The organism is Shimia litoralis (assembly GCF_005518135.1).
Classification (GTDB): domain Bacteria; phylum Pseudomonadota; class Alphaproteobacteria; order Rhodobacterales; family Rhodobacteraceae; genus Shimia_E; species Shimia_E litoralis.
On record NZ_SULI01000005.1, the window covers coordinates 106,441 to 123,993 of the forward strand.

Genomic DNA, 17,553 nt, shown 5'->3' on the forward strand with positions numbered 1-17,553 from the left:
CATCATGGCCAAATCCCAAGTGGATCCCATCACCCTTTCAGTGGTGCGGGGTGTTCTAGAGACCACCCAACGCGAAATGACGCTGACGCTTGAAAAGACCGCGCGCAGCTCGGTGTTCAATCTGGCGCACGATTATTCCACAGCGCTTTTCAATCATACGCCGGAAATGATCCTGCAAGGGCAAGATATCCCAATTCACCTTGGGTCGCTCATTCCGGCGATGAAGGCGGTCGAGGGCTTTTTTGAAGGCGACATCAACGAAGGCGATTTGATCCTGCACAACGACCCGGATTATGCGGGCAGCCACATCATCGACACCTGCATGTATTATCCGGTGTTTTATCACGGAGAGTTGGTTTTCTGGACTGTCTGCAAGGGCCACTTGACCGATATCGGCGGGCCGGTGCCTGCGGGCTATAACCCTGACGCCAAAGAAATCTATGCCGAAGGTCTTCGTATTCCGCCAATCAAGATTTGGGACAAGGGCGAGCCCCGAAACGACATTCTGAACATGTTGTTGACCAATATGCGGGCACGCCGTGACCAAGAGGGTGATTTTAACGCCTTGATCGGTGCCTGTCAGGTGGGCGCGCGCAACCTGATTGCGCTGTTGGATAAATACGGCAAAGACGTGGTTCAGGCCTGCATCGAAGAGCTGTTGTCGATGGCCAACACTCACATGAGCGGCCTGATCGCCAAGGTACCTGACGGCACATACTCTGGCACAGCCGTGCTCGAAGACGCGGGTCACGGTTTTGGGGATTTTGACATCACCGCCACGGTCACCATCGAAGGGGACGGGTGTCATATCGAGATCGCAAGCCCGCCACAGATCCCGTATTTCATCAACTCTTACGAAGGCAATTCGTATTCAGGTGTGTATTTGGGTCTGATGATGTTTGCCCAGCTGCCGCCGCCCTATAACGAGGGTCTGTATCGGAATGTGACGGTGAACATGGGGCCAAAAGGCACGCTGTGTAACGCCAAATCGCCCGCCCCGCACATGAATTGCACGACCACGCCGATGGAAACGCTGACAGATGCGGTACGGCTGGCGTTCGAGCAGGCCGCGCCAGACAAAGTGTCGGCAAGCTGGGGGCATGCCAACGGCTGTAACATCGCTGGTTGGGATACCCGTCACGACGAAGAATACGTCACGATGGTGCTGGCCTCGATCATCTCTGGGGCAGGAGCCACCAACAGTCAGGATGGCTGGCACGCCTGTGGACCCGAATGTTGTTTCGGGGCGCTGACCAGCGGTGACATCGAAATGCTTGAACACAGTTATCCCATCATCATTCACGAATATGGCTTGATGGAAGACAGCGGTGGCGCGGGGAAATTCCGTGGCGGGTCCGGCACACGCTGGGAGGTTGAACCGCTGAACGAACCGATGACGCTTGTCACTTTCGGCGAAGGACGTCGCATTCCCGCCATGGGGGCCGCTGGCGCCAAATCGGCGATGGTGCACAAAAAGGTCGGGCGGTTGGAACTGACCCGTAACGGCGACACCGAGATCATCACCGACAATGTGATTGAAACCATCAATCCCGGAGAACGGGCGGCGAACCTTAATCCCGGTGGTGGTGGCTTTGGCCCGGCATTTGAACGCGATCCGCTCAAGGTCGTCGAAGATGTCCGCAACGGACTGGTCTCACTAGAGGGCGCACGGCTCGATTACGGCGTGATCCTGTTGGACGATGGGTCGCTGACCATTGACGAAGCCGCAACCACCAAAGCGCGCTCTGTCGCCTAAAGCCCCAGAACAAAGGAAATAACACATGCGTACTCAATATCGTCTGGGCATCGATGCCGGCGGCACATTCACTGACTTCATTCTTGCGGACAAAAAAGGCGAGCTTCAGATCTTTAAGGTGTTGTCGACACCCACCGAACCTACCAAAGCGATCAAAAACGGCCTTGCGCTGATCACCGAAGAAACTGGCCTGACGGCCCAAGAGATCGTGTCAAATTCCGATCTGTGTATCAACGGCACCACGGTCGGGCTGAATGCGCTGATCACCCACAACGGGGCCAAAGCGGGCTTGATTGCCACCAAAGGCCACGAAGACAGCATTGAAATCCGTCTTGGACACAAAGAAGACGGCTATCGCTATGATCCCGAATATCCCCCTGCAACCATGTTGGTACCGCGTAATCTGCGTCGCGGTATTCGCGAACGGGTGATCTCTGACGGAACGGTCTATACCCCATTGAACGAAGACGATGTGCGTGATGCATGCCGCCACTTTCTGGCTGAGGGCGTGGAATCTGTCGCGATCAGCTTTGTCTGGTCAGTCCTGCACACAGAGCACGAGACACGCGCCGCAGAGATCGTGCGTGAAATGATGCCCGATGTGCGCCTGACGGTGGGCAGCCAGCTATATCCGCAAGTGCGCGAATATACGCGGACCTCGACGGCAATTGTGAATGCCTATCTTGCGCCGATCTTGCAGCGGTATGTCGAAGCGATTGATGCCTATTTCCGAGAATTGGGCAGCCAGCACCCCGTGCGATATTTCCAATCCAACGGCGGATTGGCCTTGGGCAAGGTTGTGTCGGATCAGTCGGTTTATGCGATCAATTCCGGTCCGGCTTCGGCGCCTCAGGCGGCGTTGGATGTGGGGGCACCATGGGGTGAGAAGAACATCATCACCTGCGACATGGGCGGCACCAGCTTTGACATTACGCTGACCAAAGACGGGCAGGCAAACGTCAACAAAAACATCGACTTCTTGCGCTATCGTATTGGAATTCCGATGATTCAGGTGGAAACGCTTGGCGCTGGGGGCGGCTCGATCGGCTGGATCGACAGCATGGGTCTGATGCAGATGGGCCCGCAATCGGCTGGTTCTGAACCGGGGCCTGCATGTTATGGCCAAGGGGGCGAAAACCCAACGACCACCGACGCGAACCTGACAATGGGCTATCTCAATGCGGATGGTCTGGTGGGCGGGCGCTTGCCATTGGATGTCAAAAATGCCCGCGGTGCGATCCAATCCAAGATCGCGGATCCGCTTGGCATTTCGATTGAAAAAGCCGCGTATGGCATGTTCACTATTGTGAATAACAACATGGTCAACGCCATCCGTCGTGTGTCAGTCGAACGCGGTTACGATCCACGTGATTTTGTCCTGATGGGCGCAGGTGGCGCCACAGGCGCCCACATCACGGCGTTGGCGCGTGAAATGGGTATCAGCAAGGTGCTGATTTCCAAGCTGGCCTCGGGATTGTGCGCATATGGCCAGATTATCTCTGACGTAAAATATAACTATATGGCTCCTGCGCCAATTCGCCTTGAAGGGGCACCTGCGGCGGCCAAGCTTGATAGCCTGTTCTCGGGTCTCGAAGAGCGTGGCCTTAAGGATCTCGCAGGGGATGGTTTTGCCGAAGATCGCATCTCTGTCCGGCGGTCTCTGGATATGCGCTATGTCGGGCAAGTGCATGAATGCACAGTGGAAATTGACCAGTTCGATGTCACCGAAGCACGTCTTGAGGATATCAAGGCGGCGTTCCATACCCGCCACAAAGAGCTGTACACCTATGACGAGCCCAACAGCGACGTAGAGGTCGTGAATGTGGAAAGCACCATCGCGGGTCACGTGGACAAACCTGACCGGATGAAAATTGCACCAGGTTTGGGGGCCGAGTCCGCTCTTAAGGGCACACGTCCGATGGTGTTCTCGGCAGAGGGCATCACACAAGATGCGCCTGTCTATGACGGCTCTGCAATGGGGGCGGGTGATACCCTCAGCGGTCCTGCGGTGATCGAAGAGGTGACCACCACCATTGTTGTGGAACCGGGTTGGACCGTCAATTTGCACGAAAGTGGCGTGTACCTGCTGACATCTGATGCGGCCGAGGCCTGATCCGTGACCCACATGGATCAACAAAAGGGTTCCTCCCTGGCAGCGTCTGGCGTGACTGTGGCGTTTGGAGGTTTCAAGGCCCTCACAGACGTCACAATGTCCATCACGCCGGGCGCTGTTCATGGGCTGATTGGCCCCAATGGTGCGGGTAAAACCACGATGGTCAATGTGCTCACGGGGTTTCAGGCCCCGACGACGGGGGCCATTCTGTTGGGTGACACCGATATCGGGACGCACAAGGCGCACAAATTGCGTCGTAACGGCGTCGCGCGCACCTTTCAGGCTGGCAGATTGTTCGCGGGCCTTGATGTCCTCGACAATTTGGCGGTGACGGGCGTGGGGCTTGGTCATTCCCGTCATGCCAGCGAGGTCGAAGCACAGCGTGTTTTGGACTGGATGGGGGTTAGCCACCTAGCCGATATGCCCGCGATGGGGCTGCCCTATACAGATGAGCGCCGCGTCAGCATTGCGCGGGCTTTGATGTATTCCCCCAGCTTTCTTTTGTTGGACGAACCCGCCGCAGGCATGAGCGAAGCCGAGGCCGAGGATTTGTCGCAAGTCATTGCCCGGGTCGCAGCCGAGCTCGGCTGTGGGGTGCTGTTGATCGAACACAATGTCGGGCTGGTCCTGTCGGTCTCGCACCACGTGTATGTGCTGGATGCCGGACAAATCATCGAAGAAGGCGATCGGGATGTCATCCTGAGCAGCCGCAAGGTGCGCGACGCCTATCTGGGCGCGGATCAGGGGGAAATGTGATGTCCAAGCTTGGTGTATTCGATGTCAGCGTGCGGTATGGAAAAGTGCCTGCGCTTAACGACGTGTCGCTGCATGTGGAAGAGGGCGAAAGGGTCTTTATTTCTGGTCCAAATGGGGCCGGGAAATCATCGTTACTCGGGGCAATTTCCGGCGCTGTTAGCACGTCACATGGGCGCATTGAAATGGATGGCGACATCCTGAGTGGTCGCCCGCCCGAGGCAATTGCACGGCTGGGCCTGTCTATGGTGCCGGAAGGCCGCGAGATTTTCGGCGCGTTGACTGTCGAAGAAAACCTGCGTGTAGGTGTCGGGATACGGCGCGACAAACAGGCAATTGAATCAGATATTTCAGATATTTACGATGCGTTCTCAATCTTGGGTGAACGTCGCCATGCAAATGCAGGCGCATTGTCAGGCGGTCAGCAACAGATGCTGGCGATCGGGCGGGGGCTGATGACCAATCCCAAATTGATGATGGTGGACGAGCCGTCACTTGGGTTGGCACCGAACATTGTCGATCAGGTCTATGAAACGTTGGTGGCGCTTCAAGAAGAGCGCGGTCTGACTCTGTTGATCGTAGAGCAAAGCTCTGCCCGTGCTGCGCGTGTGGGCGGCCGGATGATTTTGCTGCGTGGCGGTGCCGTCGTTGGCGATGGGGATGCAGCCGAATTTGCCCAACAGGATCTGCTGAAAGAGGCCTATTTTGGTGGGTCCCAAAAGGAGACAGCCCAATGAACAATGTTGCCCAACTCTTTTTTGATGCTGCCAGCCTTGGGGGCATCTATGCCATGGCCGCCTTGGGGATCGCGCTGATTTTCGGAGTGATGAACTTGGTGAATTTCGCGCATGGAGACTATATTGCGGTCTGTGTTTTTGCGCTGATTGTGCCATCCAGCGAAGCCGTCGCGGTGATGTTTTTAGGACATGCGCCGGCGGTGGTATTGATCCCGATGCTCTTGGGGATCGGGGCCTTGTTGGCGATGGCATCTGAATATGTGGTGTTTCGCCATTTTCGCCGTGCTGACCCCGTGGCAATGATGATCGCGTCCTTTGCACTTGGTTTTGTCATTCAAAACGGGTTGTTGGCTGTGTATGGCGGGCGCCCCAAGGCAATCAGCCTTTGGCCGGACCTTAACACGCCTGTGGCAATCGCGGGGGCCAGCGTGCCTTTGCTGCAGGTGATTGTGATTGTTGCGACGCTTGTTGTCGTGTGCTCGCTGGCGCTGTTGCTCAAGAAAACCCGTATTGGGTTGGAAATGCGCGCAGCAGCCGAAAACTTTACCATGGCGCGGCTTTTGGGGGTGCGGGCGAACGTTGTGATCACCGGCGCTTTTGCATTGTCCGGCGCTTTGGCAGCGGCAGTGGCAATGATTATGGTCACGCAAACCGGTGTTGCGGATGTGCGCATGGGGGGCCAGATCATGTTGGTCGCCTTTATTGCCACCGTGATTGGCGGCATGGGCAGCTTGCCCGGCGCCGTTGCTGCGGGTTTTTTGATCGGGGCAGTATCGGTTCTGTTGCAGGCGTTCCTGCCATTGGATGCGCGCCCGTTCAGAGATGCGTTTCTCTACACCTTTGTGATCGTCAGCCTGTTGCTACGCCCGCAAGGTCTTTTTGCCTCAAACACTTCAAAACCAAGGGTCTGAGATATGCATAGCACTCATACACAAAAACGTCTGCGGGCATTGTCGACACCCGTCATCTTGATCTTGATCTTATGCGCCTTTGTGGGGCTGGTCACACTGTTTGGCGACAAATCTCTGGCGCGTATGGCCGCCCAAACCATGATCCGCGTGGTCTTTGTGGTGGGGCTGTGGATATTTGTCGGTAATTCTGGCGTCGTCAGCTTTGGACATGCCGGATATATGGCGATCGGGGCGTATGCGTCGGCTTGGCTGACGTTGAAACCGCAAACCAAAGCGCTGTTTTTGCCAGACTTGTGGCCATGGCTGGCCGAGGCCCAGTGGCCCGTCTTGCCCGCCGCAATTGCCGCTGGTCTTTTGACAGCCTGTGTGGCCCTGATCTCTGGGGCAGCGATCTTGCGGTTGTCCGGTATTGCAGCATCGATTGCGACCTTTGCCTTTTTGGCGATCGTCAACACGATCTATTCGAATTGGGATGGCGTCACAGGGGCCACATCTTCGGTTGTGGGCCTGACGCGGTATGCCGATCAATGGGTCACATTGGCGTGGGCGGGGGCTGCGGTTCTGGTCGCGGCTGTGCATGCCAACTCGGCGTCGGGCCTTGCCTTGCGGGCCACGCGTGAAGACGAAGTTGCCGCATCGGCATCTGGCATCAACATGTATGGGCACCGGCTGTTGTCACTGGTGATCAGCGGCTTTTTCGTCGGTGTCGCGGGGGCATTGTTTGGCCACTCTCTGGGTGTGCTGAACCCTGGCAGCTTTTATCTGGGTATCACATTCATCACGTTGGCCATGCTGGTGGTCGGGGGCGTCTCAAGCCTGTCCGGCGCGGTCACCGGGGTGCTGGTGTTGTCTTGCCTGATCGAAGCCCTTGTTCGCATGGAACGCGGCGTTGAAATCGGAGACGTGGCCTTTGCGTTGCCCAGCGGGGCACAGGAAATTCTGATCGGCGTTGTGATGATCATCGTGCTGATCGTACGCCCCACGGGTCTGATGGGCGGACGAGACTTCCAATGGCCAAAATTTGGCAAAACTACCTGAAAATAAAGAAAATACTCAGTCAACAGAGGAGACTACTCATGAAAACCATTTTATCCGCAACCGCCGTCGCACTGGGGCTCGCAGCCCCGGTGATGGCAGACGACATCACCATCGGGTTTGCCATTGCGCAATCGGGCTGGCTCGAAGCATATGACACGCCAGCCACCACTGCGGCCCGCATTCGGATCGAAGAAATCAACGCTGCTGGGGGGCTTTTGGGTCGCCAGATCAAATGGATCGAGGCAGATACAAAGTCAGATCAACAACAATCTGCCAGTGCAGGTTTGCAGTTGATCGATGAAGGCGCCGACATGCTTGTGGTCAGCTGCGACTATGATTTTGGCGCGCCTGCCGCCTTGGCGGCTGAAAGCGAAGGCATCAACTCGTTCTTTCTGTGTGCCGAAGACGTAAAGGCGGGCATTCAGGGTGTCGGCCCCAATAGTTTCTCTGCGTCTGTTCTGGCGGCGGTGCAGGGCGCAACCATGGCAGAATGGTCCATGGCCGAGCGCGATGCGAAAACCGGATATGTGCTGTTGGACACGACAATTGAATACAACAAGGGGATTTGTACCGGCTTTGATTGGATGTTCCCGACGGCCGGTGGCGATATTGTCGGGCGCGATACCTTTAAGAACGGCGATGCGTCCATTGCCAGCCAAATCACCCGTATCAAGGCACTGCCGCAAGAGCCCGACGTGATTATGCTGTGTTCCTATATCCCCGGCGCGGCCTCTGCGGTACGCCAAATTCGGGCGGCTGGGATTAACTCGCTGATTTTGAACGGGTCTGCGGTTGATGGATCATATTGGCTTGGGGCCACGCCGGATCTATCGGGATTTGTGGTGCCTGTTCAGGGGTCGATTTATGGCGACGATCCACGTGCAGACGTCGAAGCCTTTAACGTCGCCTATGAAAAAGCCACAGGCGCACGTCCGGCAAGTTCTTATGCCTATCCCGGATATGTGTTGATTGATCTTTGGGCCAAAGCGGTTGAGCGTGCAGGCACAGTGGAGGGATCAGAGGTCACTGCTGAACTCGAAAAAATGACGGACGAGCCGACAGCCTTTGGTCCTCGGAGCTTCTCGGACGAGCTTCACCATCAGAATGCTGCGGAAATGCAGATCATCGAGATCACCAACGCCAAACCGGCAGTGGTCAGCAAATGGGCGATTTCCAAGCCTGTGCCGCTGGATGTCCTGCTGCGCTAATAATGGTCGGAGCGACGGGATGACCGTCGCTCCACTTTGTCATATTTCGACGGCGACTTTGCCAATCGGATTTGAACAACACGCAAGGATATACCCTGCATCAATATCGTCTTCGGAAATGCCACCATTGTGCACCATATGCACGTCACCAGCGGTTTTGCGGACCTTGCATGTCCCACACACACCAAACGTACACCCCGACGGAATATTCAGACCTGACGCACGCGCCGCCGCCAGAACAGTATCGGTTTGCGCCACCTTTGCTGTGACACCGGATACGGAAAAGGTGATCTCGGACATTGAATCGTCTTCAAGCACCACATCATCAAGATCCGGCTGATCAGCCTCTGTTTCCACTGGCGCGCCAAAGCTCTCTTGGTGATACATGTCCATGTCGAACCCAAGCCCAGCCAACGCGTCCCGCACAGCTTGCATGAACGGCTCTGGTCCACAGCAATACACCTCGCGGTCAAGATAGTCGGGCGCCATCAAGCCAAGCATGAGCTGGTTGAATTGGCCTTGGTATCCTGTCCAAGGGCGATACCGGTCCGGTTCTTCGACGACAAACTTAAGATCAAGGCCCGGTGTCCGGCTGGCCATTTGCTCTAGGCGCTGTCGAAAGATGATTTCCGAGGGGCGCTTGGCGCAATTGATGAACACAATGTCCATGTCCTTGCCTTCGTCCCACATACAGGTTGTCATCGACATCATCGGGGTGATGCCTGATCCCGCCGAAATATACAGGAACTTGCGCGCAGAGCTGTTGGCGTTGGTAAAGACACCTGCAGGCCCAAGCGCCTTGAGGCGCATACCAGGCTTGAGCACGTCAAGCATCCAGCGTGTGCCAATGCTGTCGTCCTGTGCCTTTGCCGTGATGGTAATCGAGCGCGGGCGCGACGGCGATGACGAAATCGTATAGGTCCGATACACCACGCCCCCCGGTTGTCCCGGAGCAGGAATTTCCAAAGTCAGGAATTGCCCTGGTTGATAGGAGAACAGCGCGCCTGACGGAGCGCGGAACGTAAAGCTGGCCGTGTTGGGCATTTCCGGCACAATTGAGACGCATTCGAGCAGTTCACTGTCGTGCCATATCATACCGGTGTTTTCTGAAGGTGATTGAGTCACAGGCTTTACTCCGCTGCCAATGTGTCTGGGGACATGCGTTCGGCCAATGTGGCGCAATACCAATCCGTGAACTGGATCACACCGCTTTCCTGAAGGGGTGAATAGGGGCCGGGGGTATATGCAGGGCTGTCGACACCTTGCTGGTTGTCTTCGACCACGCGACGATCTTCGTCATTTGTGGCCATCCAGACCTCTGTCAGACGCTTAAGGTCATAGTCCACACCTTCAACCGCATCCTTGTGCACAAGCCATTTGGTTGTGACCTCGGTTTCTGTTGGGCTGATCGGAGTGACGCGAAACACGATCGAATGATCCGGCAAAAAATGGTTCCACGTTGATGGGTAATGGAACTTGAGCAGGGCGCCCGCATCATCATAGGGCACGTGCCCCAGTTTGCGGGTGACTGCCGGAGCTCCATCCATGGTATAGCTTTTTGATCCTTCGTTCAGAGGCATGCGCGCCAGACGATATTGACCGTCGGATTGAATGAAAAACTGTGATTTTACGCCTGCGGATTCGCAGCGATCAAAATGCGCTTGCAGGCGCGGGGGCACCTCGCCACCTTCGCCAATGCCTGTGACACTGGGGTCTTCGGGGAAACTTCGGCACAGGGCCGGATGGTTGCCACCACAATGATAGCATTCGCGGTTGTTTTCCCACACCAGCTTCCAATTGCCGTTTTCGATGATCGAGCTTTCAAAGGCGACCTTTGCATTGGCCAGATCATGTGGCTCCAGATAGGGGCGTGCAACGTCGGCAAAGTTGTCAAAATCGGGCGCGGTCTCGGCAAGGCAGACGTACACCAGTCCAGCCAGCTCGCGACAATGCACAGGTTTGAGGCCGTGTTGTGATGGATCAAAGTCCGGTCCCATGTCGCGTGCCCACAAAAGTGACCCGTCCAGTTCATAGGTCCATTGGTGATACGGGCATACCAACTTTGGGGCATGTCCTTTGGCGACCTTACAGATCACGGATCCACGATGGCGGCATGTGTTGTGAAATGCACGGATTTCTTGATCGGCTCCGCGCACCAATACGATGCGATACTCGCCGACTTTGTGTGTCACAAAGCTGCCAGGTTTTTCCAGCTCGCATGCGGGAACTGCAAACAACCAATCACGATAATGAAAGGCATCTAGGTCGGCCTTGAACACATTTGGATCATTGTAAAATGCCTGGTCCAGCGCATGCCCAGACGTACGCTGCGTCAACAGGTCTGTGATTGTCTTCATCTTTGGCTCTCCTGCCGCGCCCCGCGGCGTTGCTTGGGCAGATGGCGTGAGAGCACGGTCCGCATAATGCGCTGCATCATCCGGTTTGAATGCCCCCACCGCCACCCGCGGTTTGATATGACACAAGGCTGGTTTCCGGACTTAAAAGGGGCTTGCGCCGGGTCACGAGACCTTCCCGAGGAGTGTCCCCAGTGGCATCTCTCGCGCCGTTACCTTTGTCACCGTTGCGGGGGCAGTGCCGGATTTTCACCAGCTTCCCAATTCTCCCCCAGCCCAGAATTGAACCAGAGGCACCTTGTGGGGTGCAACGTATCCTCGGAATTTTTAGGCGCTGGACAAATTGCGACCTTTTGGAATTCAAAAATGACCTTGGGAAAAGATGGGCAAAATCGACGTCACGCGATCAGCCGGAGAGTATCCACTCATGAGCAACGTCAATCTTGGTCTCTTACATCATTTCAAATATTCTCTGCTTGAGAAGGGGGCGCTTTTTCGGGCGACGGATACGGATGTTCTGCCAAGCCCATTTTGCTTTTCTTTTTACAGCAACCTGTGCGAGATAGACCCTTGAGCCGTCTTTACGCATGCATTTGAGAATGTCCGGCAAAAAGAAAACACTGTTGACGAGCGGAACCGTGCGAAAACCTGAAACAAATTTATCAACGCCAGATGTTTGCAATAATGCAAAACTGAGTGTGGCACCCATGATGGACTGGACGGATCGGCATTGTCGGTATTTTCATCGACTGATGAGTGGCCAAGCCTTGTTGTACACCGAAATGGTCACCTCGCCCGCATTAGTGCGGGGGAATGCGGTGCATTTGCTGGCCTATAACCCAGAGGAACATCCCGTTGCGCTTCAGTTGGGGGGATCGGATCCTGTGGAACTGGCCAAAGCGGCCAAGCTTGGCGATGCAGCTGGGTATGACGAGATCAACCTGAATGTGGGCTGTCCGTCTGATCGGGTGCAATCTGGCACCTTTGGCGCGGTGCTTATGAAAAACCCTGATCTGGTGTCGGAATGCGTCAAAGCCATGCAGGATGCCGTCAGTGCCGAGGTCACCGTGAAATGCCGGATCGGCGTGGACGAACAGGACCCCGACGTGATCTTGCCCGAGTTCCTTGAAAAAATATCTGCGGCAGGGGTTACACGTGTGACCATTCATGCGCGCAAGGCGTGGCTCAAGGGATTAAGCCCAAAGGAAAACAGAGACATTCCGCCTTTGGATTATCCTCTTGTTTTCAAGATGAAAGAGGCCTTTCCGCATCTTCATATGTCGCTCAATGGTGGGGTGCAGACGCAAGATGACATTGCCGACCTGCTTGCGACCGGTATGGATGGGGTGATGGTGGGGCGTGCGGCCTATCATGCGCCCGCGTCGATTTTGGTAGGGGCGGACAGCCGCTTTTTTAACACGCCGGATGCACTTGATGCCCAAGGGGCGGTGCGGGCCATGTTGCCGTATATGGAAGATCACCTGTCCAAAGGAGGACGTTTGAATCAGATTACGCGTCACATGCTGGGGGTGTTCACCGGCAAGCCGGGGGCGCGTGGATGGCGACGCGCCCTGTCCGAGGGTGTATCGGTGAAAGGTGCCGGACCTGAATTGGTTGAACGCGCCCTTGATGAATTTGTGGCGGCTCAAACTCCGCCTGCCTCGTAAGGAGACCTGCACATGCCGGAAACCGCATTGTTGCTTCAAATGTGCGCACTGCTCTTGGTCATTGGGGCCTTTGCGGGTGTGCTTGCCGGATTGCTTGGGGTGGGGGGCGGCATCGTCTTGGTGCCCGCCTTTTTCTATGCGTTTCAGGCTCTGGGCTATGACGGGCCGCAGCTCATGCAGATTTGTCTGGCGACGTCTTTGGCGACCATCATTGTCACGTCTGTGCGCTCTGTGTTGAGCCACAACAAAAAGGGCGCTGTGGATTGGGATATTTTGCGCGGCTGGGCCATCGGAATCGCGCTTGGTGCGGTTTTGGGCGTGATGGTGGCGACATCCCTGCGCTCTGTCACGCTTCAGATGATATTTGGTGTGCTCGGAATGGGGATCGGGCTGTACATGGGGTTTGGCCGGTCTGAGTGGCGTTTGGGGCAGGCGATGCCAACCGGTATCACGCGTGCGATCTTAAGCCCTGCTGTGGGGTTTATGTCGGTGCTCATGGGGATTGGGGGCGGCAGCTTTGGCGTGCCCTTGATGAGCTTGTTCAACACGCCCATCCATCGTGCAGTTGCGACGGCTGCGGGGTTTGGTGTGTTGATTGCGGTGCCGTCTGTGGGGGGGTTCTTGCTGGTGGATATTGATCCCGCACATAAACCGCCGTTGACGATTGGTGCGGTGAACTTGGTCGCTTTTGGGCTGGTCGTGTCCATGACCCTTGTGACGGCGCCGATCGGCGTCAAGTTGGCACATGCGATGGACCCGAAACCTCTCAAGCGCGTCTTTGCGGTGTTTTTGGTGATCGTTGCTCTGAACATGCTGCGCAAGGCATTTCTGGGATGACAGAATTTTGGGATCGCGGGTGGGCAAAACTGGCCTTTGATCCCCATGTCTTGGAATGGGCGACGCAGGCATTGCCAATTGCGATGCAGGCAATGAGTGCCCCTGAGAACGCACATTGGTGGACGTGTGAAAACACGTGGTTTGTCGGTGTTGACGCCTTGCCCAACCAAACGGACGGATCCCTAAACGGGGGCAAACCGCTGTCTGGCGGTGTCAAAGACGCGGTTCTGGGGTTGGGCTATCCGTGGCTGGATTTGCACCGCGCGCAGGTGTCGATCATGCGTCCGGGTTATCCCAAACCGCGCGATGCCGAGTCTGAAAGTGCTTTTCGATATCGGCTCAAGCGGGACGCGGCACATCTGGATGGATTGCTTGCCGTTGGGCCGTCACGTCAGCGCAAACTGTTGGAGCCGCACGCCTATGTGGTGGGTCTGCCGTTGAATTCTGTGCCGCAAGAGGCTGCGCCACTGGTGGTGTGGGAAGGCAGCCATAAATACGTGCGCGCCGCCTTTCAGGCCCGATTTGCCGAAGTTCCCCCACAGGATTGGCCGGATGTGGATGTGACGGATATGTACAAAACACTTAGGACGCAGGTGTTCGACACATGTCGGCGCGTTATTGTGCATGCAGAGCCCGGAGAGAGTTATGTGCTGCACCGGCATACGTTGCACGGTGTTGCGCCGTGGACCGCAACCGATCCCACACACACCGACAGGGTCATCGCGTATTTCCGCCCAGAGTTTCCCGAGGGCATTCGGCCGTGGCTCGAGTCGCCGTAAGGTGCGGGACGAGGGTGGTCAGGTGGTGCGGGCTTTGCGCCCACCGCGACGTTTGCGCAACCGCGGGGCCCGCTCAGGAAGCGCCTTTAGGATGTCTGCGCGTTCGTCATTGTCCATTTTTGACCAGCGGGTAATTTCGTCGATACTGCGCAAGCATCCAGTGCAGAGCCGTTCTTGCGGATGGATGACGCAAATCTGGATACAGGGGCTTTGCACCTCGTCACGCGTCCAGACGCTGTCTTTGTCATCCTTGCTGCTCAAGATGCGCTCCTTAGATGGGTTAGGCGGTCTAACATACCTTGCAGGATAAACGACGCCGCAACGTGATCGATGACCTCGGAGCGACGTTTGCGAGACGTATCCGCCTCGAGCAGGGCGCGTTCTGCGGCCACTGTGGACAGCCGCTCGTCCCAATATCCGATTGGAATCGCGGTCAGTTGCGACAGATTGCGTGCGAATGCGCGGGTGGATTGGCATCGCGGGCCTTCGCTTCCGTCCATATTGCGGGGCAGGCCAAGAATGATGCCGCCGATGCTGCGCTGGTCGATAATTTCCAGCAGGCGTGCGGCATCAATGCCGAATTTCTTGCGCTTGATTGTCTCCATTGGTGTGGCGACGGTTTGAAAGCTGTCCGAGATGGCAACGCCGATGGTTTTGGTGCCCAGATCAAGGCCGATGAGCGCCTGTGTCACAGGCAGGGCATCCGCAAGGTCGTTGATGTCTTCGTGAATGTGGATCATTCGACCAGTCCTGCGCGCTGTGCGCCTGTGCGTACAATTGCCAATGCATCAGGCGCTTGCGCAAACACGGTTTGGGCTTCGGTCCAGATTGCGCTGGCTTGGTCCATATCTCCCAAAACCGCATAAGCGCCAATCAAACGCGCCCATTCTTGCGGTGTGCCGCCTTCGGTTGCCAATCGCTCTGACAGCTGTGTCACCATGCCTTGGATCATGTCTTGGCGTTCTTCGGCGGTCATCTCTGACGCTGCATCCACATCTGATGCGGATGGTCCTTTGGGCGCAGGGCCCTCCGGAGGAAGTTGATAATTCACGCCGGCGCGCCATGCCAATTCTTGGATGCGTCCGCGGATCGGGCCAATCCATGGTGCATCGGCGGGGCCTTCACGCAACAATTGTTCCCACATGCGAAACGCCAGATCAGGGCGTTCGTTTTGCATAAGCATCAAGCCCCAGTAGTACCGCGCGACCTTGTTACGCGGTGAAAGTGACATTGCTTTGAACAGGGATTCTTCGGCTTCAGGGGATACATATCCTTGGGCCGCATTAATCATCAGCTCAGCGTGCATCAAATAGTCGTCGACCGTAACTGTGTCGCCTTTGATGCGCAGGATTTCCCCCTGAGCGGTATAGGCGGCTTTGGCATTGCCAAGATTTGCCTCGTTGCGCACAAGCAACGTAAGGCCTTGCAAATCATCAGGGTTTTTCGCCACGGCTTCGCGCAATTTGGTAATAAGTGCGGCGTAGTCTCCATCAGGCTCGGGGCGCGGTGACACAGGAAGCTGGGCTTCAAAATCAGCCTGCGACAGACGGGTGGCATGCAGCTCTTTTGAGTCATCTATGCGGGTCTGCAGCGGCATATCTGAATATCCGGGTGCCCCAATAACCAGATACAACCCCACACCGCCGCCAGCAATACATGCAGCTAGGGCAACCGCCAAACCCAAGGCCAAACTACGCGGCTGAGCCCCATTCTCTGCGGCGTCCTGTAGTTGGGCGTCTGCATTTAGAATGCGGCGGGAAATTTCGGCGCTGGCGCGTTCGGCATCTTCGGATCCGATGACGCCACGGGCCAGATCGCGGTCTACTTCCTTGAGTTGATCGCGATACACGCGCAAGTCATAGGCGGCAGGCGGCTCTTGGTCAGAGCGGTTTCGAAGCAAGGCAAGCGCCAAAAGGCCACAAACGACCAGAGAAAGGGTGCCAGCAACTATCCAGAATATCATGATCTCTCCTGCGGTATTCCCCTTCCATCTAACGATCCCGAGCGCTGCAAAAAAGGGCAAAATGTCGTGATCGCGCGAGATGTCGCAACCGACGATCAAACTGACGGTTTGAATCGAGTGTTTTGCTGTGCAAGGGTCCATGTAATATCGAGACCCGCCCGAGATCGGAAAATAGAGACATGAGACGTTATTCTGCATTTGCCATCGCCCGAGAAGCTGCCCGGTTCCACACTGGTTGGGAACGTGCGTGGCGTTCGCCTGAACCCAAGAAAAAATACGATGTGATCATCGTTGGTGCTGGGGGGCATGGTTTGGCTACGGCCTTTTACCTTGGTAAAAATTTCGGCATCACAAATGTCGCGATTATTGAAAAAGGTTGGCTTGGGGGCGGCAATACGGGCCGCAACACCACCATTATCCGGTCGAACTATCTTCAGGATCCGTCGGCGGCGATCTATGAAAAGGCACGTTCGCTCTACGAGACCATGTCGCAGGATCTGAACTATAACGTGATGTTCAGTCCACGTGGCGTGATCATGTTGGCCCAGACCCAAGCGGAAATTCGCGGGTACGAACGCACAGCCCACGCCAATGCGCTGCAAGGCGTGAAAACCGAATTTATTGACCCCGAGAGGGTCAAAGAGTTGGTGCCGATTATCAATATTGACGGCCCACGCTATCCTGTTCTGGGTGGCTTGTGGCAAGAACGCGGCGGCACTGGGCGTCACGATGCTGTGGCATGGGGCTATGCGCGGGCTTGTTCCGACATGGGCATGGACATCATCCAGAAATGCGAAGTCACGGGCGTGCGCCAAGAAGGCGGCAATGTTGTTGGCGTCGACACCACCAAAGGCCCGATTGATTGTGACAAGCTGGGTCTTGTTGTGGCGGGTAACTCTGGTGATCTGGCGAATATGGCGGGCTTCCGTCTGCCGATGGAATCTGTCGCCCTTCAGGCGCTGGTCTCTGAGCCGATCAAGCCTTGCATGGATGTGGTCGTGATGGCCAACACCGTGCACGGCTATATGTCCCAGTCCGACAAAGGCGAGATGGTCATCGGCGGCGGCACCGACGGGTTCAACAACTATACCCAGCGTGGATCGTTCCATCACGTTGAGGAAACCGTGCGCGCCCTTGTGGAAACCTTCCCGATGGTGTCGCGCCTGAAAATGCTGCGCCAATGGGGCGGCATCGTGGATGTGACAGGCGACCGCTCGCCGGTGATTGGCAAAACACCGCTTGGCAACTGCTTTATCAACGCAGGCTGGGGCACTGGCGGCTTCAAGGCGATCCCAGGCGGTGGCTGGGCAACCGCGGAACTGATCGCCAAAGGCGAACCCGGTCCGCTCTCTGCTGAATTCGGAATGAACCGCTTTATCGAAGGCCGCTTTATTGATGAAAGCGTTGCCGCCGGTGTGGCGCACTAAGGAAAGACAC

General features: G+C 56.4%; 17 protein-coding genes and 1 riboswitch. Of the genes, 11 read left to right on the plus strand and 6 right to left on the minus strand.

Going from position 1 to position 17,553, the window contains the following annotated elements:
• The first annotated feature begins 4 nt into the window (after window positions 1-4).
• The 7 genes from capB to FAP39_RS06570 are packed head-to-tail and all read left to right on the plus strand — an operon-like array spanning window position 5 to window position 8,516.
• On the plus strand, window positions 5-1,756 hold the full coding sequence (gene capB / locus FAP39_RS06540; RefSeq protein WP_138015595.1) for a caprolactamase subunit beta: 1,752 nt from the start codon (window positions 5-7) through the stop codon (window positions 1,754-1,756).
• 25 nt (window positions 1,757-1,781) lie between these two features.
• Window positions 1,782-3,869: a caprolactamase subunit alpha gene (gene capA, locus FAP39_RS06545; protein ID WP_138015596.1), complete on the plus strand. Its 2,088-nt coding sequence runs from the start codon at window positions 1,782-1,784 to the stop codon at window positions 3,867-3,869.
• Window positions 3,870-3,881: 12 nt separating this feature from the next.
• Window positions 3,882-4,625 (plus strand): ABC transporter ATP-binding protein, encoded by a 744-nt coding sequence (locus FAP39_RS06550; protein ID WP_138015597.1) that lies wholly within the window; start codon window positions 3,882-3,884, stop codon window positions 4,623-4,625.
• Window positions 4,625-5,359, plus strand: coding sequence for an ABC transporter ATP-binding protein (locus FAP39_RS06555; protein WP_138015598.1), 735 nt, complete (start codon window positions 4,625-4,627; stop codon window positions 5,357-5,359). Before FAP39_RS06550 ends, FAP39_RS06555 begins: the two co-directional genes overlap by 1 nt.
• Window positions 5,356-6,270, plus strand: a complete 915-nt coding sequence (locus FAP39_RS06560; RefSeq protein ID WP_138015599.1) for a branched-chain amino acid ABC transporter permease — start codon at window positions 5,356-5,358, stop codon at window positions 6,268-6,270. The genes FAP39_RS06555 and FAP39_RS06560 overlap by 4 nt, the downstream gene beginning before the upstream one ends.
• A gap of 3 nt (window positions 6,271-6,273) precedes the next feature.
• Window positions 6,274-7,308 (plus strand): branched-chain amino acid ABC transporter permease, encoded by a 1,035-nt coding sequence (locus FAP39_RS06565; protein WP_138015600.1) that lies wholly within the window; start codon window positions 6,274-6,276, stop codon window positions 7,306-7,308.
• A gap of 38 nt (window positions 7,309-7,346) precedes the next feature.
• Window positions 7,347-8,516 (plus strand): ABC transporter substrate-binding protein, encoded by a 1,170-nt coding sequence (locus FAP39_RS06570; RefSeq protein WP_138015601.1) that lies wholly within the window; start codon window positions 7,347-7,349, stop codon window positions 8,514-8,516.
• A 39-nt stretch (window positions 8,517-8,555) separates the two neighbouring features.
• On the opposite strand, the gene FAP39_RS06575 is transcribed toward FAP39_RS06570, so the two are convergent.
• The 3 genes from FAP39_RS06575 to FAP39_RS17485 form a co-directional block, all read right to left on the minus strand.
• Complete coding sequence (locus FAP39_RS06575; protein WP_138015657.1) at window positions 8,556-9,611, minus strand: FAD-binding oxidoreductase; 1,056 nt, start codon at window positions 9,609-9,611, stop codon at window positions 8,556-8,558.
• Between the two features lie 35 nt (window positions 9,612-9,646).
• Complete coding sequence (locus tag FAP39_RS06580; protein ID WP_138015602.1) at window positions 9,647-10,873, minus strand: aromatic ring-hydroxylating oxygenase subunit alpha; 1,227 nt, start codon at window positions 10,871-10,873, stop codon at window positions 9,647-9,649.
• A gap of 109 nt (window positions 10,874-10,982) precedes the next feature.
• Window positions 10,983-11,186, minus strand: a riboswitch (cobalamin riboswitch).
• A gap of 135 nt (window positions 11,187-11,321) precedes the next feature.
• Window positions 11,322-11,579, minus strand: a complete 258-nt coding sequence (locus FAP39_RS17485) for a hypothetical protein (RefSeq protein ID WP_171006788.1) — start codon at window positions 11,577-11,579, stop codon at window positions 11,322-11,324.
• Here FAP39_RS17485 and dusA point away from each other — a divergent pair.
• The 3 genes from dusA to FAP39_RS06595 are packed head-to-tail and all read left to right on the plus strand — an operon-like array spanning window position 11,578 to window position 14,153.
• Complete coding sequence (gene dusA, locus FAP39_RS06585) at window positions 11,578-12,537, plus strand: tRNA dihydrouridine(20/20a) synthase DusA (protein ID WP_246058974.1); 960 nt, start codon at window positions 11,578-11,580, stop codon at window positions 12,535-12,537. The two genes, FAP39_RS17485 and dusA, sit on opposite strands and share 2 nt — an antisense overlap.
• Window positions 12,538-12,549: 12 nt before the next feature.
• Window positions 12,550-13,374 (plus strand): sulfite exporter TauE/SafE family protein, encoded by an 825-nt coding sequence (locus FAP39_RS06590; protein ID WP_138015604.1) that lies wholly within the window; start codon window positions 12,550-12,552, stop codon window positions 13,372-13,374.
• The gene (locus FAP39_RS06595) at window positions 13,371-14,153 is read left to right on the plus strand and encodes a phytanoyl-CoA dioxygenase family protein (protein WP_138015605.1); all 783 of its coding nucleotides are present in this window, start codon (window positions 13,371-13,373) and stop codon (window positions 14,151-14,153) included. The genes FAP39_RS06590 and FAP39_RS06595 overlap by 4 nt, the downstream gene beginning before the upstream one ends.
• 18 nt (window positions 14,154-14,171) lie before the next feature.
• On the opposite strand, the gene FAP39_RS06600 is transcribed toward FAP39_RS06595, so the two are convergent.
• The 3 genes from FAP39_RS06600 to ccmI are packed head-to-tail and all read right to left on the minus strand — an operon-like array spanning window position 14,172 to window position 16,116.
• Entirely contained in the window at window positions 14,172-14,414 is a 243-nt protein-coding gene (locus FAP39_RS06600) for a DUF1289 domain-containing protein (RefSeq protein ID WP_138015606.1), read from the minus strand.
• A complete protein-coding gene (gene ruvX / locus FAP39_RS06605; protein WP_138015607.1) occupies window positions 14,411-14,893 on the minus strand; it encodes a Holliday junction resolvase RuvX in 483 nt (160 codons plus the stop codon). The genes FAP39_RS06600 and ruvX overlap by 4 nt, the downstream gene beginning before the upstream one ends.
• Window positions 14,890-16,116 (minus strand): c-type cytochrome biogenesis protein CcmI, encoded by a 1,227-nt coding sequence (ccmI, locus tag FAP39_RS06610; RefSeq protein WP_138015608.1) that lies wholly within the window; start codon window positions 16,114-16,116, stop codon window positions 14,890-14,892. The genes ruvX and ccmI overlap by 4 nt, the downstream gene beginning before the upstream one ends.
• A gap of 179 nt (window positions 16,117-16,295) precedes the next feature.
• On the opposite strand from ccmI, the gene FAP39_RS06615 reads away from it, so the two are divergent.
• The gene (locus FAP39_RS06615) at window positions 16,296-17,543 is read left to right on the plus strand and encodes a sarcosine oxidase subunit beta family protein (RefSeq protein ID WP_138015609.1); all 1,248 of its coding nucleotides are present in this window, start codon (window positions 16,296-16,298) and stop codon (window positions 17,541-17,543) included.
• The last annotated feature ends 10 nt before the right edge of the window (window positions 17,544-17,553 follow it).

Bases quoted from the DNA above. Each gene is read 5' to 3' on its own strand.
- capB (WP_138015595.1), top strand. From the start codon at position 5: ATGGCCAAATCCCAAGTGGATCCCATCACCCTTTCAGTGGTGCGGGGT.
- capA (WP_138015596.1), top strand. From the start codon at position 1,782: ATGCGTACTCAATATCGTCTGGGCATCGATGCCGGCGGCACATTCACT.
- FAP39_RS06550 (WP_138015597.1), top strand. From the start codon at position 3,882: ATGGATCAACAAAAGGGTTCCTCCCTGGCAGCGTCTGGCGTGACTGTG.
- FAP39_RS06555 (WP_138015598.1), top strand. From the start codon at position 4,625: ATGTCCAAGCTTGGTGTATTCGATGTCAGCGTGCGGTATGGAAAAGTG.
- FAP39_RS06560 (WP_138015599.1), top strand. From the start codon at position 5,356: ATGAACAATGTTGCCCAACTCTTTTTTGATGCTGCCAGCCTTGGGGGC.
- FAP39_RS06565 (WP_138015600.1), top strand. From the start codon at position 6,274: ATGCATAGCACTCATACACAAAAACGTCTGCGGGCATTGTCGACACCC.
- FAP39_RS06570 (WP_138015601.1), top strand. From the start codon at position 7,347: ATGAAAACCATTTTATCCGCAACCGCCGTCGCACTGGGGCTCGCAGCC.
- FAP39_RS06575 (WP_138015657.1), bottom strand. From the start codon at position 9,611: ATGATATGGCACGACAGTGAACTGCTCGAATGCGTCTCAATTGTGCCG.
- FAP39_RS06580 (WP_138015602.1), bottom strand. From the start codon at position 10,873: ATGAAGACAATCACAGACCTGTTGACGCAGCGTACGTCTGGGCATGCG.
- dusA (WP_246058974.1), top strand. From the start codon at position 11,578: ATGATGGACTGGACGGATCGGCATTGTCGGTATTTTCATCGACTGATG.
- FAP39_RS17485 (WP_171006788.1), bottom strand. From the start codon at position 11,579: ATGGGTGCCACACTCAGTTTTGCATTATTGCAAACATCTGGCGTTGAT.
- FAP39_RS06590 (WP_138015604.1), top strand. From the start codon at position 12,550: ATGCCGGAAACCGCATTGTTGCTTCAAATGTGCGCACTGCTCTTGGTC.
- FAP39_RS06595 (WP_138015605.1), top strand. From the start codon at position 13,371: ATGACAGAATTTTGGGATCGCGGGTGGGCAAAACTGGCCTTTGATCCC.
- ruvX (WP_138015607.1), bottom strand. From the start codon at position 14,893: ATGATCCACATTCACGAAGACATCAACGACCTTGCGGATGCCCTGCCT.
- ccmI (WP_138015608.1), bottom strand. From the start codon at position 16,116: ATGATATTCTGGATAGTTGCTGGCACCCTTTCTCTGGTCGTTTGTGGC.
- FAP39_RS06615 (WP_138015609.1), top strand. From the start codon at position 16,296: ATGAGACGTTATTCTGCATTTGCCATCGCCCGAGAAGCTGCCCGGTTC.